The sequence below is a fragment of the Streptomyces sp. NPDC037013 genome, from assembly GCF_055607265.1.
The window spans coordinates 360,417-377,389 of sequence record NZ_JBVJRV010000007.1 but is presented as its reverse complement, the minus strand read 5'-3'; the positions used below and the strand labels follow the sequence as shown (position 1 = coordinate 377,389).

Below are 16,973 nucleotides of genomic sequence, written 5' to 3'. Positions count from 1 at the left end.
GCTCAGTTGATGGTGGACAGGTTGCTCGTCACGGCGATGTCGGTGCCCGAGGTGGGGGTGTACTCGTTCCACTCGGCCATGAGTTCACCCTTCTCCGCGGGCTGCAGCACCGGGAACGGGGTGGTGGCGCCGTTGTGCGCCTTCGCCAGCCGGGCGACCTCGATCTGGGTCCCGGACAGGATCCGGGTGATCGTCGTCAGCTCCTGGCTGTTGGTCAGCTCGCGCGCGGAGTCGATGACGACCTGCGCCCCGGCGGTGAACCCCTCGCTGGACTCGACGCGGATCGCCACCGGCGACTGGCTCGGCCCGACGACGGAATTCGACTTGCTGATCACCGCGTCCTGGATCCGCACGGCGGAACGGCCGGGGTTGGCGGGCGGGATGCCCGGATAGTTGCGGTCGTCGTACGCGGCGATCTCCTGGGCGATCGTCCAGTACAGCGCGGGCGGTGACGGCTCGGCCGGGTCGTCGATGACGCCCCGCTCGACGAAGTTGACCCAGCGGGTCTCCCACCCCTTGCGCACGGTCAGGACGACCCGGGCGCTGCCGGCCCGCAGGAACGCCTGGCGGTTGGCGTCCGGGTGCTTGATGTCGCGGATGAACGCCCAGCTCTCGGGGATGTCCCAGAAGTACGAGTAGAGGAAGCTGACGACGTTCTCCCACTCGATGGCCTGGTTGACGAAGCGCACGAGGTTCTCGTACTGGCGCACCGTCGTCCACGCCGCGGCGTCCGGCTTCAGGGCGTCGGAGTCGAAGCTCGTCCCGTGGGTGATGTCCACCTTCGCGTCCTTGAAGGTGTCCACGACGTCCTTGGGCATGGTCGGGAAGCGGTTGCCGAGCAGATACCGCAGCACCGCCCGCATGACCTCGTCGTTCTCCTCGCGGCGCAGCGTGAGCGTGTCCACGCTGCCCAGGCGCTCCTCCAGGGCCGCGATCCGCCCCGCGATGTCCTGCTGCTGGTCGTAGTAGCGGGTCTGGGCGGCGGTGAACAGGCCGTTCCACACCTCGTCGCGCCACTGGTCGTAGGCGGCCCTGGTGGGGCGCACCTCGGCGGTGAGCACCAGGGACTGGGTGGAGACGCGGTCCCACACCAGGACCACCACCGGTGAGCCCGTCGCGCCCGCGAGGAAGTCGCCGCCGGTGTCCTTGTGCAGGACGGTGCCGGGGTCGAAGACCTTCTCGCCGAACGGGTCGAAGGGGATGTCCGTGCCGACGACGGTGAACTGGCCGAGCGCTCCCTGCAACGCGACCGCGCCGTCGTCCGGCGCGAAGTCGGTGCTGGAGAAGCTCGTCATGCGGCCGGCGATGGTGACGCGGACGATCTCGTACCCGTCCGGGATCTTCATCGTCACCTGGGTCGTCGCACGGCCGTTGGGCAGCGAACCGGAGTTGACGGCGTACGGCTGGGGCGGCAGCGGGACCGGGGGGCGGGGCAGGCCCTGGGCGCCGTACCGGTCGGCGAGGACCAGGTAGTGCGGCTGCTTCTCGGTCGGCGGATCGGTCTTCGGCGGGGCGGGGTCCTCCTTGCGGACCGCGTCGGTGATGTCGTTGTGCGGCACGTCGAAGGCGAAGGGCTTCAGCTGCGCCCGCAGGCTCTCCAGCTCCACGTAGGGCCTGCGCAGCGCGGCGCCCGGCTCCGGGACAACGATGTCGTACGTCTCGCGCAGCCCGTACCGGTAGAGCCTGACCCGCCACTTGCGCATCAGGCTGAAGTAGTCGATGCGCATCGGGTCGACGTCGCTGGGGTTCCGCAGCTTCCTGGTGGACGTCTGGGAGGAGCCGGTGACCGTGGTCGTGCTGATGGTGACCTTGTGCTCCTGCTTCGCCCGCGCCGAGGCCTTCTGGGTGAGCGTCGTCGCGTGCTTGCGGCTGTCCGTCGCGGACTGGGAGGACGAGTCCTGCGCGGTGTAACCGGAGGTGGCCGAGCCGGAGATGACGGGGATGCCGCCGGAGACGGTCCCGGTGACGTTGAACTGGTTGGAGTGCTGCTGCTCCGACGAGGTCGACTGCGCCAGCTCGGTGTTGTCCGTCACGCCCGTCTCGCTGAAGGTCTCCAGCTCGTCCGTGACGATGGAGGTGAACTCCTTCTTCTGGACCGACCACTCCTTCTGGACGACCGCGGTCTCCTCCAGCGGCGCCAGCGGGATGGTGGCGACGAGCTCACCGCGCTCGATGCCGGCCGGCACCATCTCCAGCCGCTCCAGGTTCATCAGCCCGACCCGGGACGAACCGGCGTTGGCGGTGAGGCCGTTCACCGCCACCACCGCGGAGTGCAGCGCCTGCCGGGCCGGCCCCGTGACCGTCCCGTTTGCGCCCGCCGCCTCGGCCTCCTCCAGGGCGGCCCTGCGGACGGCGACGACCTCCTCGCCGAGCGCCCGCAGCTCCCCGGCGGGAACCGCCGCCAGCGCCTCGGCCCGCGGCGGCTCGCCGCCCGCGCCGAGCAGGCCGATGAGGTCGCCGACGGCGGAAGAAGCATCTGGGGCCGCGGCGGCCACCCGGCCGCGGACGGCCGCCGCCTCGTCGGGCCGCAGGGCGAGCTGGCGGACGTACGCCGCCTTCACCAGCGCCTGGCCCACTTGGGCCGACTCGATCTCCAGGGGCACCAGAGTGGCCTTGAGGATCTCGCGGCCCGCCTGGGCGAGCGGCTGAGCCGGAGTCGGATTCGGGAGGCCGGGCAGCCCCCCGACGGTCCCCGCGCCCGCCGCCGCTCCCGCTTCCGCCGTGTCACGTACGTCCTGTCCACCCATCACACGCCCCTAGGCCACCGAGTGAGGTACGCGGGGCACCGCCGCGCCCTATGCCACCGTCAAGTGTGCCGTGCGTCACACCCCGTGAACATCCCCGATCTCAGGGACTGCCACCCGCCCCAACCATGTGGTAGGGAGCGGCAGTTGTGGGGAGAGCGGCAGTTGTGCGGGGAACGGCCGTGGTGTCAGGGCTCCAGTGACCGGGCCAGGTCCAGCGAGGCCGCGACCCGTGACGCCACGCTCTCCGCGTACGCCGCGTCGCTCCCGTCGAACTGCCCCCGCCCCGCCCCCCGCAGGAACGTCACCACGCCCAGCGTCCGCCCCCGGCTGCGCAGCACCGCGCACAGGGCGTGCACCGAGTCCTCGGGCCACTGCCGGGCCGCCGCCCACTCCCGCACCCGCTCCGGCGAGGCCCCCGCCCCCGCGGTCGCCCGCACCGACCCGACGCGGGCCACGCACTGCGGCGCCGGATGGCCCTCGGGGTAGCGCACCGGGATGCCCGCCATGGCGACCGGCAGGCACGGACCCGGCGGCCCCGCGGGCGTCGCCGCGACCCGCACGAGCCGCACCGGGTCCTCGCCCGCCAGCAGATCCACCAGGGCATGGTCGGCGAAACCGGCGAGGGCGAAGTCCAGCTGGACCGTGGCCGCCTCCGTCGGGTCCTCGCACTCGGCGGTGGCCCGCGCCGCCCGGTGCAGCTGCTGCGAACGGAACCGCAGCTGCGAGGCCACCTGCTCGGTCTGCTTCGCCTCCGTCACGTCCTGGAAGAGCCAGCCGACGCCCAGCGGCACCGGCTCCTCCGCCAGCGGCGAGGCGAGCCGCACGAAGCCGCTGCGCCAGCAGCGCCGCTCGACCGCGTCCTCCTGGCCCGCCCCCGACCGCACCGACACCCACAGCTCGGCCGGCGCGGGCGGCGTCCCCTCGGCCAGCACATGCGTCAGCGCGCTCTCCAGCTCCTCGACGCCCTGCCCGAGCAGATCGGCCAGGGGCCGCCCGAGGACGGTGGTGCGGCCCACCCCGAAGGCGCGGGCCGCGTGTTCGTTGACCACGGCGGGCCGCAGGTCCGCGTCGACGAGGACGACACCCCACGAGGCGGTCTCGAAGAGCGCCTCGCTCAGCGCGATGGACCGCTCCAGGTCGATCTGCGCGTGGACCTCGCTGAAGGCGCAGTACATCCCCGCGGGCTTGCCGTCCCCGCTGCGCACGGCCGCGGACTGCATCCGTACGAGCACCCGCCCGCCGTCCTTGGTCACCAGCGCGAACTCGTGCACCTGCCGCCCCGGCGCGTCCATCGCGGCGAGGAGCCGCTCCTCGACCTCCCCGGCGTCCGCGGCGCGCACCGCCCACCCGGTGAACCCGCGCCGCCCGACGGCCTCCGCGGCGGACCATCCGAGGATCCGCTCCGCCTCGCGGTTCCAGTGCGTCACCACGCCGTCGGCGTCGAAGGCGCACAGCGCCGCGTCCATCCCGTCGAGCAGCGCCGCGAGCAACTCGGCACCGCCGGGCCCGGGCTCCTCGGGCCCGAGTTCGTCAGTAGTCCCGCTCTGCCGCGAAGCACTCACCTGGAACCCCCTACAGGCCGTGTCCTCGTCCTCATGAGCCGCTCGTACTGCATGAGCTGCGCGATCTGCCGGTACCGCACGTCAGATCATTCAACTGGAACGTGACGCACCCCACAGGGAGTTCCCGGAAGTTGGAGGGAAATCGTTGTGCGGCCCCGGCCCGGAAAAACCGGTTGAACGCCCTCGCACCGCTTCCTAGGGTTGGCATCACTCGAAGAAAGGAGGTGATCCCGCGGTGATTTCATTGCGGACGCGAGAGGTGGCTGCGGGCTAGCGGCCTGCCACCCCACCCAGTGCGGTGCCGGGCCGGCGCGTGAGACGAGCGTGCAGCCGGCCCAGACCAAAGCAGTCACCCGACCCGCGAGCCGCCGGTACGTCCGGCCGGCTTCCTTTCGCCCGGCCCGTCCGGCGCGGCAGGAACCACGGCTCGCGGGTCGCCTGCGTTCCCCCGTCTCAGCCCTTGCTCACCGCCGTGAGGATCTCCGGCAGGCGCCCGGCAAGGCGCGGCGCCGCGAGCCGCAGACCCGCCTCCGTGACCGCCGCGCCGTACGCCGCGCCCAGCGGCAGCAGCAGCCAGCTCCAGGAGGACGCGCCCGAGGCGTGCAGCCAGATCGTGAGGGCGAGGACCGGCGCGCAGAGCAGCGCCGCCGCCACCATGCCGCCGAAGATGGAGATCCAGGCGAGACCGGCCTGGCCGGGGGCCACGTTCTTGTAGCCCTCCTGCGGGATCGAGTACGGGAAGCGGGTCGAGGACCACGCGCCCGTGGCCAGCATCGCGCCGAGCAGCGCGAAGGAGAGGCCCACGACCTCCGCCAGGGCGGGCCAGTCGCCGAGCATCGCGGTCGTCAGGACGGTGACCAGCGCGGCGTACGGGAGGGTGATGACCAGCAGCGCGAGGGCCCGGCCGCGCAGCTCCACGTACGCGTCGCGCGTCGAGGAGATCGTCGCCGCCACCATCCAGAACGCCGAGGTGTCCTGGCCGAACTGGTTGTACATGAGGACCCCGAGCATCCCCGCCGCGAAGCACGCGAAGTAGACGGATCCGGTGCCCTGGAGGGCGTTGAAGACCGGCACGATCAGGCCGATGGCCAGGGACGTCACCCAGGCCGCCTTCGTCTTCGGGTCCCGCCAGACGTAGCGCAGGCTGCGCTCCATGACGGTGCCGGTGCGGCCCGCGGGCAGCAGGCCGGCGAGGGCGCCCGAGGTGCGGGAGGTGCCCTTGTCCGGTTCCGCCGCCGCGAGCGTGGAGCCGTCCGGGGCGGTCATCAGACGGGTCAGGCTGCGCTGCCAGAGGGCGAGGAGGGCGGCGAGGGCCGCGGCGCAGAGCACGAGCTGGAGGCCCGCGGTGGCGTACGCGCCGTCGCTCACGGAGTCGACCGCGCCGAGCGCCGAGGCGGGCGGGAGCCAGCGGACGACGTCCGCCGCCGGGTCGAGCGTGGCGATCCCCGACGAACCGAGCCGCTGCGCCCCGAAGTTGACGACCTGCGCGCCGACCGCGATGACGAGCCCGCTGAGGACCGCGAGATCGCGGCCCTTGCGGCTGGTGAGCAGGCGGATGTTGGCGGCGGCGACCGCGCGGGCCAGCGCCACGCAGACCAGGAGGGTGAGGGCGACCGCGACGACGCCGGTGACGGCCGCCGCGGCGCCGTGGGCCAGCGCGACGGCCGCGCCGGCCGCGAGGCTGAGCGTGAACAGCGGCCCGACGCCCACGAGGGAGGCCACCAGCAGCGCGCGCACCAGGGGGCGCGGGCGCAGCGGCAGCATGACCAGGCGTGTGGGGTCCAGGGTCTCGTCGCCGCTGGGGAAGAAGAGCGGCACGACGGCCCACCCGAGCGCGAGCACCGCGGTGAGCAGGACGCAGACGGTGGCGGCGTGGGCGTCGCCGCGCAGCGCGATGAGGCCGAGGAGCTGGAGCGCGGCGAAGAGGAGCGCGAGGACGACGGAGACGACGTAGGCGGCGCGGCGGCCCGCGGACTGGCGCAGGCCGTTGCGCAGGAGGGAGAGCTTCAGGCGGACGAGGACCGGGGTGATGCGGGTCACCGGGCGCCGCCGCCCAGCCAGTCGAGGTCGGATGCCATGTCGCGGCCCCCGGCGCCGACGAGTTCGAGAAACGCCTGCTGCAGCGAGGGTGCCGTGCCCCGCACCTCGGTGAGGGGTCCCTGCGCGCGGATGCGGCCCGCGGCCATGACGGCGACCCAGTCGCAGAGCGACTCGACGAGCTCCATGACGTGGGAGGAGAAGACGACGGTGGCGCCGGAGGCGGTATAGCGCTCCAGGACGCCGCGGATGGTCTGCGCGGAGACGGGGTCGACGCCCTCGAACGGCTCGTCCAGGAAGAGGACTTCGGGGTTGTGGAGGAGGGCGGCGGCAAGACCGATCTTCTTGCGCATGCCGGTCGAGTAGTCGACGACGAGCTTGTGCTGGGCGCCCGCGAGGTCGAGGACGTCGAGGAGCTGGGTGGCGCGCTTGTCGACCTCGGCGCCGGGCAGTCCGCGCAGTCTGCCGGTATACGCGAGGAGTTCGCGGCCGGAGAGGCGCTCGAAGAGGCGCAGCCCCTCGGGGAGCACGCCGATGCGGGCCTTGACCTCGACGGGGTCGTGCCACACGTCGTGGCCGACGACCTCGACGGTGCCGCGGTCCGGCCTGAGCAGGCCGGTGGCCATGGAGAGGGTGGTGGTCTTCCCGGCGCCGTTGGGGCCGACGAGTCCGATGAACTTGCCCGCGGGCAGCGCCAGATCGATCCCGGCCACCGCGACCTGTTCGCCGAACCGCTTCCAGAGACCCTGGATCCGTACCGCCGCCACTTCGGTCACCGTGCCGCCCTTCGCCGCTTTCGCCCGTGTACCGCACGATACGACGGTGGCGGCCCCGGGGTGACGAGGGGTCAGCGGCGCGCTTCCCTGCCGCACGCGTACGCCAGCGGCGAGATGATCTCCTCCGCGTCGGGCAGCCAGCGGTTGGCGGCGGTGGGCCTGCACGCCCACTGGACCGCGCCGATCGCGCCGTACCGCGTGGGCGGGGCGGCGACGTAGGTGCCCTCGCCGAACGGGACCAGGTCGATGGCGGCGGGCGGCCAGCCCAGCTTGCGCACGAGATCGGGCACCTTGGCGGTGGCGCCGGGCAGCACGAAGAACTGCATGCGGCGGTTGGGGGTGCAGGTCACCGGGCCGAGCGTGAGCTCCATCCGCTCCATCCGGGCGAGCGCGAGGAAACCGGCGGTCTCGGGCACGTCGATCGCGTCGAAGGTACGCCCGGTGGGGAGCAGGATCGAGGCGTTGCCCTGCTTCTGCCAGAGCCTGCGGGCCACGGTCGCGCTGCCGGTGGCCTGGGTCGCCCAGTCCTCGCGGGCCGGGTGCGCGCCGGGCGCCTCGCACGCCGGGTCCCCGCACGAGCACCGCTCGACGCCGTCGACCGACTCGAGCCAGGTGCCGGGGAACACGTCCCAGTGGCGCTCCTCCGCGTATCGCACGGCCGTGTCCAGCAAGGCCTCTCCGCGCTGCTTCGGGATCTGCGCGGCTGACGTGACTCCGATGGTCTCTTCCACGCAGTTCTCAACTCCCGGTGCCACCTCGGGTTACGGGCGCACGCGTGGGCGGGGGAGGAGCATCGATCCTGCGAGCGGGGCGCATGGGTGCACGGGTGGGGGCGCGCATGGGGATTGGCATCCGGGGGCGGGTAGCCAGGTCAAGGGCAATCAGAGGACGCCTCGGAGGAAGCCCGGGGACCCGTCAGGTCCGCACAGATATGTGCTTGTAGTTCTTTATGGCTTCTTTTGCTTCTTTTGTGGCGCATCTTCGCCTTGCCCCAAGGGCATTGATCATCCTGAGGCGGTCCACCGCGGCCGCCCGTTCCGATGGTCCACGGTGCACACAGGGGGTTCGCCATGGCCGCCAGGCCGCTCGTCGCACGACAGCCCAACGAAAGGCTGCAGGCGCTCATCCAGGAAGCCGGCTGTTCCAACGCCGGACTCGCCCGCCGGGTCAACATGTGCGGCGCGGAACACGGACTCGACCTGCGCTACGACAAGACGTCGGTGGCCCGGTGGCTGCGCGGGCAGCAGCCGCGCGGGCGGGCCCCCGGCATCATCGCGGAAGCACTCGGCCGCAAACTCGGCCGGACCGTCACCATCGACGAGATCGGCATGGCGAACGGCAAGAACCTCGCCTCCGGCGTGGGGCTCCAGTTCTCGCCGACCGTCCTCGGCGCCATCGAGCAGGTCTGCGAGCTGTGGCGCAGCGACGTGGGCCGCCGCGACTTCCTCTCCGGGTCGTCCGTGGCCGCCTCCGCGCTCGTCGAACCCAGCAGGGACTGGCTGATCTCCTCGCCGGACTCGCAGGTCGGCCGGACCGCCGGGCCGCGCGTCGGCATGTCCGACGTCGAGGCCGTCAAGGCGATGACGGAGGCGCTGACCCAGCTCGACCACCGGTTCGGCAGCGGACACGTGCGGCCGGTCGTCGTGCACTACCTCAACTCCGTCGTCTCCGGACTGCTCGCGGGCTCCTACCGGGAAGCGGTCGGACGCGAACTCTTCGCCGCCGTCGCGCGGTTGACCGAACTCGCCGGATACATGGCGGTCGACACGGGGCAGCCGGGCCTCGCCCAGCGCTACTACATCCAGGCGCTCCGGCTCGCCCAGGCGGCGGGCGACCGGGGATACGGCGGATACGTGCTGGCCGCCTCGATGAGCCATCTCGCCGCCCAGCTCGGCAACCCGCGCGAGATCGCGCAGCTGGCGCGGGCCGCCCAGGAGGGGACGCGCGGCAGGGTCACGCCCCGCGCGCAGGCGATGTTCTACGCGGCCGAGGCGCGCGGGCACGCGCTGCTCGGCGACGCGCGGTCCACCCAAGTCGTGGCGGGGCGTGCGGTCGAGGCGATGGACCGGGCCTCCGGAGAGGCCGGCTCCGGCGACGACCCGGTGTGGATCCGGCACTTCGACCATGCGTATCTGGCCGATGAAATGGCGCATTGTCACCGGGACCTGGGCCAGGCCGACGCGGCGGCGCGCAGCGCCCAGGAGTCCCTGGACGGGCACCCGGAGACCCGGGCGCGGCGCCGGGCGATCGGCCTGGTCCTGCTGGCCACGGCGCAGGTGCAGAAGCGCGAGGTCGAACAGGCCTGCCACACGGGCCTGAAGGCCGTCGAACTGCTCGGCACCCTGCGGTCCAACCGCGGCGCGGAGTACCTGGAGGACCTCCAGGACCGCCTGGAGCCCTACCGGGAGGAGCCGGTGGTACGGGAGTTCGGGGCGCGCCTCGACGTCCAGGCGGCGTGAGGAGCCCGCGCGCGTCCCCGTGAACAGCGCCGGCGGAGGAGGATTCGTTACTGCCGCCGCCGGGCGCGGGGCGGCGGTCCTGGCTGCGTGGCAGAGGTATGTGGCGACCCGGTAGCGTGACCCGACGGTTCCGTAGGTCCCCCATATGTAGGAGTCCCGGTGACGCAGCAGAGCGGTCAGGGCGCTGCTTCCTCCGATCCGCAGCAGCCCGCGGCCCGGCCCGCCCACGAGGGCGTCGTGCTGCCCGCGGACGGCAGCGAGCCGCTGTTCCCCGGCACTACGGGCGGGCACAGCGCCCCGGCGGGCGGCAGCCCCTGGGGCCGCCCCTGGGGCCCCGAGGAGGCCGGCCCCCCGCCCGGCCAGGGCCAGGAGTGGACCACACCCCCGCAGCGCCCCACGGCCCAGCCCCTCCCGGCCGAGAACACGCCCCCGGCCCAGCCCTCGCAGTACGGCGGCTACGCCCCCACGGGCGCCCCCGACGCCTCGTACGGAGGCGGCCAGGGGTACGGGGGACAGCAGCAGTACGGGGGCCAGGGATACGGCGACCAGCAGTACGAGGCCCAGCAGTACGGGGCCCAGCACTCCGCGGGCCAGGGATACGGCCCGGGCCAGCAGCCGGGGCGGGCCGGTCAGCAGGGTTACTCAGGGCAGCAGGGGCAGTCGGATCAGCAGGCCTACCCGGGTCAGCAGGGTCAGCAGGACTATCCGAGCCAGTCGGGCCAGCAGGACTTCCCGGGTCAGCCGGGTCACCAGGGCCACCCGGGCCACCCGGGACACGCGGGTCCGCAGGCCCCTGGCCCGGACGGTCGGGGTGGCCCCGCCTACGGTGACCGGACCCGGCACGGCTCGCATCGGGCGTCCGGTGTCGCGCCGGTGCCGGCCCCCGGCGACTCCGCGTACCCCGGTCCGCAGGGGCAGGGCGCGCACGGGGCGCAGGCGGCGCACGGCGCTCACGCTGCGCCGCAGCAGGGGCAGGACGCCTCCGCGGGGCCGCGCTCGAGACCGGGCGCGCACGCCGCGCCCCACACCCGACAGCCGCTGCCGCCCGCCGCCGCGGCCCCGCCCAGCCTGCCGCTGCCGCCCGTCGCGGCGCCGGGCGCACCCTCCGACAGCGAGGCCACCCAGTACATCGCCCCCGTGCCCGCCACCCCGGCCGGCGGTGACGAGCAGGCCACCCAGTTCATCGCCCCCGTGCCCGCCGCCGGGACCGGCGGTGACGAGCAGGCCACGCAGTACATACCCCCGGTGGGACCCGGCGCCCTGCCGCCCGAGGCTCCCACCGGCGACGCCACGCAGTTCCTCGGCCGCACCCCCGCGCCCGGCGCCGCGTCCGACAGCGACCCCACCCAGTACATCGCGCCCATCCCCGGCGGCAACGGCCCCGCGGGGCCGGGTCCGGCGGAGCGCACCGCGCCGCCCGAGCCCGCCGCGGCGCCGTACGGCATACGCCCCGGCGCCCCCGGCGACCGGCAGCCGCCCGCCGAGTTCGACAGCCTCTTCCGCACCGAGCCGGAGGCCGAAGGCCCCGCCGCCACCCAGCAGATGCCCCGCGTCCAGGCCCAGGGCCCCGTACCCGTCCCCGAGCCCGCCGGCAACGGGCGCGGCAGCGGCGGCGGGCGGCGCGGCGGCCGCACCGGTTCGAAGGTGCCGCTGATCGCCGCGGTCGGCGTCGGCATCGCGGTGCTCGGCATCGGCGCGGGCGCGCTGCTCAGCTCCGGCGGCGGGGACGACGACGAGACACAGGACGAGGGCAAGCCGGTCTCCGCCTCCACCGACCCCGACGAGCGGCCCTCGCCGGCCGCCGACCCCGCCAAGGAGCAGGCCGTCGCCCTCGACCGGCTCCTTGCCGACAGCAACAACAGCCGTGACACGGTCATCGCCTCCGTGCGCAACGTGGGCAAGTGCCAGAACCTCGGCCAGGCCGCGAAGGACCTGCGCGGCGCGGCCCGGCAGCGCAACGGCCTGGTGACCCGGCTCGCCGCCCTGAAGGTCGACAAGCTCCCTGCCAACGACCGGCTGACCGCCGCCCTCAACAGGGCGTGGAAGGCCTCCGCGGCGGCCGACAACCACTACGCGGCGTGGGCGGACCAGGTCGCGGGCAAGAAGGGCTGCCACAAGGGCCACGCCCGCCCCACCTCGCAGACGGTCGCGGGCAACAAGCAGAGCAACGCGGCGACGACCTCCAAGGAGCAGGCCGCGAACCACTGGAACGCGATCGCCCGCAAGTACCACCTGACCGAGCGGACCAGGACCCAGCTCTGACGGACGGCGCCGGCCCGTCCGTCACACCCGGCCCGTCCGTCACACCGTCTGCTCCAGGGTCTTCTCCACGTTCACGAAGCCCTCGCGGGCCGGGACGAGCCGGCCGTCCCGCACCACCTGGAAGGTGACGCCCGAGTTGATCAGGCGCGGGAACTCGCTCGCCGCGAGCAGGTCCTCGAAGCGCCAGCTCAGCGTCGGCGTGAGGCCGCCCGTCGTGACCCGCAGACCCCCGTCGAGGGCGCGGCGCACGGTGCGGGACGACACCTCGCCGCCGTCGAGCGACTCCACGACCTGCTTCAGGACGGTGTACGCGACCCACGTCGTCTGCACGCCCGCGTCCGCCGGGTCGACCCGGTTGTCGCCGAACGCCTGCTCGCGGATGACCTCGCGCATCCGGTTCCACCGGGGGTCGCCAGTCGCCGGGTACCAGCCGGTGACGTACGCCCCTTCGTAGGGGCCGCTCGCGCCGCCGGTGCGGTCGACGAGGGACTGGTCGACGCTGCCGAGCACCGAGGAGATCCGTACCGGCGGATACTCCTTCCTGGTGCGGCGGAACGAGTCGTAGAAGGTGTCGGTGCGCGCCCCGAGCGCGGCGGTGACGCAGCCGTCGTCGGCGCCCGCGGCCCTCAGCGCCTGCTCGGCCTGCGGGGTGAGGTCGGTGCCGTCCTCGGGGGCCCGGATGTCCGCGACCGGCTTGTGGTGGCCGTCGGCGAGCCCCTGGTTGAGGAGCTTGGGCAGCTCGTCCCCGGCGAGGGTGTCGGGCCGGACGAGGGAGACGCGGTCGCAGCGGGCGGCGAGCTGGCGGCCGTTGCCGGCGAGGAGGGCCGGCTCACCGCCGTTGACCGGGTAGGAGAGCGGGCTGCTGAACTCGTCGTCGGTGATGCCGTAGCCGCCGATGTAGGGGATGCCGGCGCCCTCCAGCGGCGCGAGGAAGGAGCTGCCGTGCTGGCTGTAGGCGCCGACGACCGCCACCACGTCGTTGTCGACGGCCTCGCGCGCGCACTCCGCGGCGCCCACCGGGTCGTTGTGGTCGTTGCAGGTGAGGACCTTCAGCTCGTGGCCGTCGATGCCGCCGTGCGCGTTGACCCAGCGCGCGTACGCCTGCGCCATGGCGGGCACGCCCGGCTTGTTGGTGGCCTTGGTCTTCTCGGGCGCCCAGGTCATGACGGTGATGGGGTCGTCCCTGGTACCCCCCGTGGTGCCAGGGATGACCCCGCAACCGGATATCAGGGACGTACACGCCGCCACGGCGGCCGCGGAGAGCAGAGCGGTACGGGTGGGGCGGGGGAGGGGAGTGCGTCGCCAGCCGGTCATGTCCCTGCACGATTCCGCTGCGCGGCCAACCGTGGAGTGACGTGCGTTCAACGGACAGTGACATGAAGGTGAACGGGCGGGGTCCGGTTCGGGTGGGCGGGATGGGAACGTACGATCCATGACCGTGCAAGGTTCGGAGAACTCTTCCCGTCGCGGCCGTCGCTCCAGCACCATGGGTGGCATGCCGACCAACGACATGCCGTGGTGGCGCTGGCGCAGCAACGTGCGCTCGGCGCTGCACATGCTCTCCGACCCCGCCTTCCAGCGGGAGTGCTGGCTCGCGGGCCGCGAGGAGTACGGGGACGTGACCGACGCGGTGTACCGGCTCGTCGAGGACACCTGGCTCGACAACTGGTCCGCCGAGAAGTACGTGGGCACCATCTTCCGCGACCCGCAGGAGGCGGCCCTCGTCGACACGGCCGTGCTGCGGGTCCTGCGGATCATGCACGAGGTCGGGCCCGACGCGCAGGTCTCCGTCTACCTGGAACACCCGGGGTGGCCCGAGGCGGTCCGCGCGGCGCGCGACGCGCACGTACGCCTGGCGGCGGGCGACGGGGAGGACCCGGACGAGCCGCCGAAGACTCTCGAGGTGCTGCGGATCCTGACGCGGTCCGCCTGACGGCCCGACCGCCCGTCACACCGTCCGACCAGCTGTCCGCGCGACCGTCCGACCGGCGGGACGATTGCCCTCCGCGGTCTTCGCTGTGGGAACCTTGGCGGCATGAACGAGCAGTCCACCGCCCCCGCCGCCCCCGCTGAGCAGTACGTCCTCACCCTCTCCTGCCCCGACAAGCAGGGCATCGTGCACGCCGTGTCGAGCTACCTCTTCATGACCGGCTGCAACATCGAGGACAGTCAGCAGTTCGGCGACCACGACACCGGACTGTTCTTCATGCGGGTGCACTTCTCGGCCGAGGCGCCGGTGACCGTCGACAAGCTGCGGGCGAGCTTCGCCGCGATCGGCGACTCCTTCCACATGGACTGGCAGATCCACCGCGCCGAGGACAAGATGCGGGTCGTCCTGCTCGTGTCGAAGTTCGGGCACTGCCTGAACGACCTGTTGTTCCGCTCCCGGATCGGCGCGCTGCCCGTGGAGATCGCCGCGGTCGTCTCCAACCACACGGACTTCGCCGAGCTCGTCGCCTCGTACGACATCCCCTTCCACCACATCCCGGTGACCAGGGACAGCAAGCCGCAGGCCGAGGCGCGGCTGCTGGAGATCGTGCGCGAGGAGCGGGTGGAGCTCGTCGTCCTCGCCCGCTACATGCAGGTGCTCTCGGACGACCTATGCAAGGAGCTGAGCGGGCGGATCATCAACATCCACCACTCGTTCCTGCCGAGCTTCAAGGGCGCGAAGCCGTACCACCAGGCGCACGCGCGCGGTGTGAAGCTGATCGGCGCGACCGCGCACTACGTGACGGCCGACCTCGACGAGGGCCCGATCATCGAGCAGGAGGTCGAGCGGGTCGGCCACGGCGTCACCCCCGACCAGCTCGTCGCGATCGGCCGGGACGTGGAGTGCCAGGCGCTGGCGCGCGCCGTGAAGTGGCACGCGGAGCGCCGGATCCTGCTGAACGGCCGCCGCACGGTCGTCTTCGCCTGAGGACCCGGCCCCCCTACATCCGGCTCAGCGAGGCCGCCGCGAACAGCACGTCGCGGATGGCCTCGCGGTCGCCGTCCTGACCCGCGGCCGCCTCCTCCGGGGAGACGTGTCCTGCGGCCAGCCGGCAGAACTCCACGCCGTCGAGCGCCACATGGGCCACCTCGCGCTCGCGGGAGGCCCTCGCCGCCGGCGAGTCGAGCGGGATGAGCCACTCGCCGCCGCCGAGCCCCTCGATCTCCAGGCGCAGGCTGCGGCCCGGCGCGCCCGCCGCCACCAGATGGCGGGGCGGCGCGGCGAGCCCGGAGCGGCGGCGCCCGGCGAGAGTGCCGGGGAGCAGCCGCGCGGCGAGGTCGATCATGTGGTGGAGGTGCCGGGGCGCGGGCGGCGCGTACGGATAGTCGACGGCGGCCGCGATGTCGCCCGCGTGGATCCAGCACTCGAAGGCGCGGTCCACCATCGAGTCGCGCAGCGGCAGTTCGACGGTCTCGTGCGCCTCGGGGCCCGCGCCGCCGCCGGGCACGGCCACGGTGCCGTACGGCACGGGGAGGCGGCCGGAGCCGTCACCGGCGAACGAGACCGTGCGGGTCAGGTCGTGGGTCTGCTCGCGCCAGGGGGTGCGCACGGCGCGGGTGGGCGGGAAGTACGACGCGCGCCAGTACGCCTCGGTGCGGTGGCCGGGGTCCCGCGGGACCCGGACGTCGGTGCCGAGCGGGTCGTCGAGCCCCAGGGCCAGCCCGACCATGCCGTCGACCGCGAGGAGATGCGCGATGACGCCGGCCACGGTGGTCTTCCTGCTGACCGGGCCGTCCCCGTCGAACCAGCGCAGCCGCACCGGGGCGTGCCACTCCACGTCGGCGATGTCCTGAAGGAGCGCGTCGAGGCGGGCGGTCTCCGCGTCGTACGGGACGGCCCACTCGGGGACCGGGATGCGCGGCGGGCGGCGGCCGAGGCAGCTCTCCAGGACGCGGGTGCGCAGGCCCGGGTCGAGGTCGAGGCTCTCCTCGGGGTGGAGAAGTCCGACGGCGTCGCGCAGCCGCAGCGCCTCTTCGGCGCAGGGCCCGCAGTCGCCCAGGTGCTCCTCGACGGCGGTGGCCTCGTCGGCGGAGCAGGCGGAGAGTGCCCAGGCGCCGAGGAGGGACTTCAGGACGGGGTGCTCGAGGACGAGGGGCGCGGCCGTGGGCGGCGGGTCGGGCACGGGCCGTCCGGTGTCCTCGACGGAGGAGCGGGGCATCGGTATGCGCGGGCCCGCCTCGGTCTCGTGCGGGTCGCCCGCGGTGCCGCCCCCGGCGTTGTCGGAGCCGGTCACAGCGCTGTCCCGGGGCCGGGGGAGGTGCCCCGGGCCATGCCGGTGGAGGATGCGGCCGCGGTGTCGTTGGCCGTGGAGAGCAGCTGCAGGCCGAGCCGGAGCCTGCGGCGGGCCTCGTCCTCGGTGACGCCGAGGTCGGCGGCGGTCTGGCGGTAGTCGCGGCGCTGGAAGTACGCGAGCTCCAGGGCGGCCCGCAGCGGGGTGGGCATGGCGGTGACGATGTAGTCCGCGCGGGCGGCGGCGGAGGCCCTGCGCACCTTGCGCTCCAGGTCCTCCGTGGTGCCCTCGCCGCCGCGGGCGAGGGCGGCGGACTCGGTCTGGCGGAGCCTGCGGACGGCCTGCCGGTGCGTGAGCGTGGCGATCCAGGAGCGCAGCGGGCCCTGCCTCGGGTCGTACGCGTCGGGGTTCTCCCAGACGTGGGTGAAGACCTCGCGGGTGATGCGGTCGGCGGCGCGCTCGTCGCCGAGGACGCGGTGGGCGAGGCTGTGCACGAGCGAGGCGAAGCGGTCGTAGAGCTCGCCGAGCGCGGCGGCCTCCCCGTGCGCCAGCCGCTGCTGCATCCGGCGGTCCCAGCGCCGCGGCGCGTCCTTCGGCATGCGGCCCCCTCGTGCGCTTGCCCTGTTCTGCCTTCTTCGACGGTACTTCCCGTACGGCGCTCCGTGTCTCTGACGCCGCATCGAATGTAATCGGCGCCGCTGACGGCGGGCTTCGGTTTGCGGCAAAGTGCGCCCCTTGTCGGAGACCGGATGATATTGACGGGAGCCCACTGGTGTTTCATGGGGGAGTGGTGGGGCAGCTGAAGCAGAACGAAACGTAGGGACTGCTTCCGGATCATGCCGGGGCAGCGCGCTCCGGTCCGCGGACAGCAGGGCGAGTACAGGGACAGCAGGGCGAGCGAGAGGCGTGG

General features: G+C 73.4%; 12 protein-coding genes. 4 read left to right on the top strand and 8 right to left on the bottom strand.

Going from position 1 to position 16,973, the window contains the following annotated elements; translation table 11 throughout:
• Nucleotides 1–2: 2 nt before the first annotated feature.
• The 5 genes from ACZ7DY_RS27085 to ACZ7DY_RS27065 form a co-directional block, all read right to left on the bottom strand.
• Nucleotides 3–2,747, bottom strand: a complete 2,745-nt coding sequence (locus ACZ7DY_RS27085) for a hypothetical protein (RefSeq protein ID WP_471139354.1) — start codon at nt 2,745–2,747, stop codon at nt 3–5.
• A 185-nt stretch (nt 2,748–2,932) separates the two neighbouring features.
• Nucleotides 2,933–4,309, bottom strand: coding sequence for a PAS domain-containing protein (locus ACZ7DY_RS27080; protein WP_471139352.1), 1,377 nt, complete (start codon nt 4,307–4,309; stop codon nt 2,933–2,935).
• 453 nt (nt 4,310–4,762) lie between these two features.
• Nucleotides 4,763–6,349 (bottom strand): transporter, encoded by a 1,587-nt coding sequence (locus ACZ7DY_RS27075; protein ID WP_471139350.1) that lies wholly within the window; start codon nt 6,347–6,349, stop codon nt 4,763–4,765.
• The gene (locus ACZ7DY_RS27070) at nt 6,346–7,122 is read right to left on the bottom strand and encodes an ABC transporter ATP-binding protein (protein WP_471139348.1); all 777 of its coding nucleotides are present in this window, start codon (nt 7,120–7,122) and stop codon (nt 6,346–6,348) included. Before ACZ7DY_RS27070 ends, ACZ7DY_RS27075 begins: the two co-directional genes overlap by 4 nt.
• Nucleotides 7,123–7,193: 71 nt before the next feature.
• Nucleotides 7,194–7,853: a bifunctional DNA primase/polymerase gene (locus ACZ7DY_RS27065; protein WP_471139346.1), complete on the bottom strand. Its 660-nt coding sequence runs from the start codon at nt 7,851–7,853 to the stop codon at nt 7,194–7,196.
• A 339-nt stretch (nt 7,854–8,192) separates the two neighbouring features.
• On the opposite strand from ACZ7DY_RS27065, the gene ACZ7DY_RS27060 reads away from it, so the two are divergent.
• Nucleotides 8,193–9,581 (top strand): transcriptional regulator, encoded by a 1,389-nt coding sequence (locus tag ACZ7DY_RS27060; RefSeq protein WP_471139344.1) that lies wholly within the window; start codon nt 8,193–8,195, stop codon nt 9,579–9,581.
• A gap of 159 nt (nt 9,582–9,740) precedes the next feature.
• Nucleotides 9,741–11,843, top strand: coding sequence for a DNA polymerase III subunit gamma/tau domain-containing protein (locus ACZ7DY_RS27055; protein WP_471139342.1), 2,103 nt, complete (start codon nt 9,741–9,743; stop codon nt 11,841–11,843).
• Nucleotides 11,844–11,882: 39 nt separating this feature from the next.
• On the opposite strand, the gene ACZ7DY_RS27050 is transcribed toward ACZ7DY_RS27055, so the two are convergent.
• The gene (locus tag ACZ7DY_RS27050) at nt 11,883–13,157 is read right to left on the bottom strand and encodes an ABC transporter substrate-binding protein (RefSeq protein ID WP_471139341.1); all 1,275 of its coding nucleotides are present in this window, start codon (nt 13,155–13,157) and stop codon (nt 11,883–11,885) included.
• Nucleotides 13,158–13,275: 118 nt separating this feature from the next.
• Here ACZ7DY_RS27050 and ACZ7DY_RS27045 point away from each other — a divergent pair, with 118 nt between their 5' ends.
• Both ACZ7DY_RS27045 and purU read left to right on the top strand, forming a co-directional pair.
• Nucleotides 13,276–13,776 (top strand): SCO4402 family protein, encoded by a 501-nt coding sequence (locus tag ACZ7DY_RS27045; protein WP_471139339.1) that lies wholly within the window; start codon nt 13,276–13,278, stop codon nt 13,774–13,776.
• A 102-nt stretch (nt 13,777–13,878) separates the two neighbouring features.
• On the top strand, nt 13,879–14,760 hold the full coding sequence (gene purU / locus ACZ7DY_RS27040; RefSeq protein WP_471139338.1) for a formyltetrahydrofolate deformylase: 882 nt from the start codon (nt 13,879–13,881) through the stop codon (nt 14,758–14,760).
• 13 nt (nt 14,761–14,773) lie between these two features.
• On the opposite strand, the gene ACZ7DY_RS27035 is transcribed toward purU, so the two are convergent.
• Both ACZ7DY_RS27035 and ACZ7DY_RS27030 read right to left on the bottom strand, forming a co-directional pair.
• A complete protein-coding gene (locus ACZ7DY_RS27035) occupies nt 14,774–16,066 on the bottom strand; it encodes a zf-HC2 domain-containing protein (protein ID WP_471139336.1) in 1,293 nt (430 codons plus the stop codon).
• Complete coding sequence (locus tag ACZ7DY_RS27030; RefSeq protein WP_471139335.1) at nt 16,063–16,662, bottom strand: sigma-70 family RNA polymerase sigma factor; 600 nt, start codon at nt 16,660–16,662, stop codon at nt 16,063–16,065. Before ACZ7DY_RS27030 ends, ACZ7DY_RS27035 begins: the two co-directional genes overlap by 4 nt.
• Nucleotides 16,663–16,973 lie beyond the last annotated feature (311 nt).

Excerpts from the sequence above, each read along its gene's own strand:
- ACZ7DY_RS27060 (WP_471139344.1), top strand. The coding sequence starts at position 8,193 with ATGGCCGCCAGGCCGCTCGTCGCACGACAGCCCAACGAAAGGCTGCAG.
- ACZ7DY_RS27085 (WP_471139354.1), bottom strand. The coding sequence starts at position 2,747 with ATGGGTGGACAGGACGTACGTGACACGGCGGAAGCGGGAGCGGCGGCG.
- ACZ7DY_RS27050 (WP_471139341.1), bottom strand. The coding sequence starts at position 13,157 with ATGACCGGCTGGCGACGCACTCCCCTCCCCCGCCCCACCCGTACCGCT.
- ACZ7DY_RS27045 (WP_471139339.1), top strand. The coding sequence starts at position 13,276 with ATGACCGTGCAAGGTTCGGAGAACTCTTCCCGTCGCGGCCGTCGCTCC.
- ACZ7DY_RS27030 (WP_471139335.1), bottom strand. The coding sequence starts at position 16,662 with ATGCCGAAGGACGCGCCGCGGCGCTGGGACCGCCGGATGCAGCAGCGG.
- purU (WP_471139338.1), top strand. The coding sequence starts at position 13,879 with ATGAACGAGCAGTCCACCGCCCCCGCCGCCCCCGCTGAGCAGTACGTC.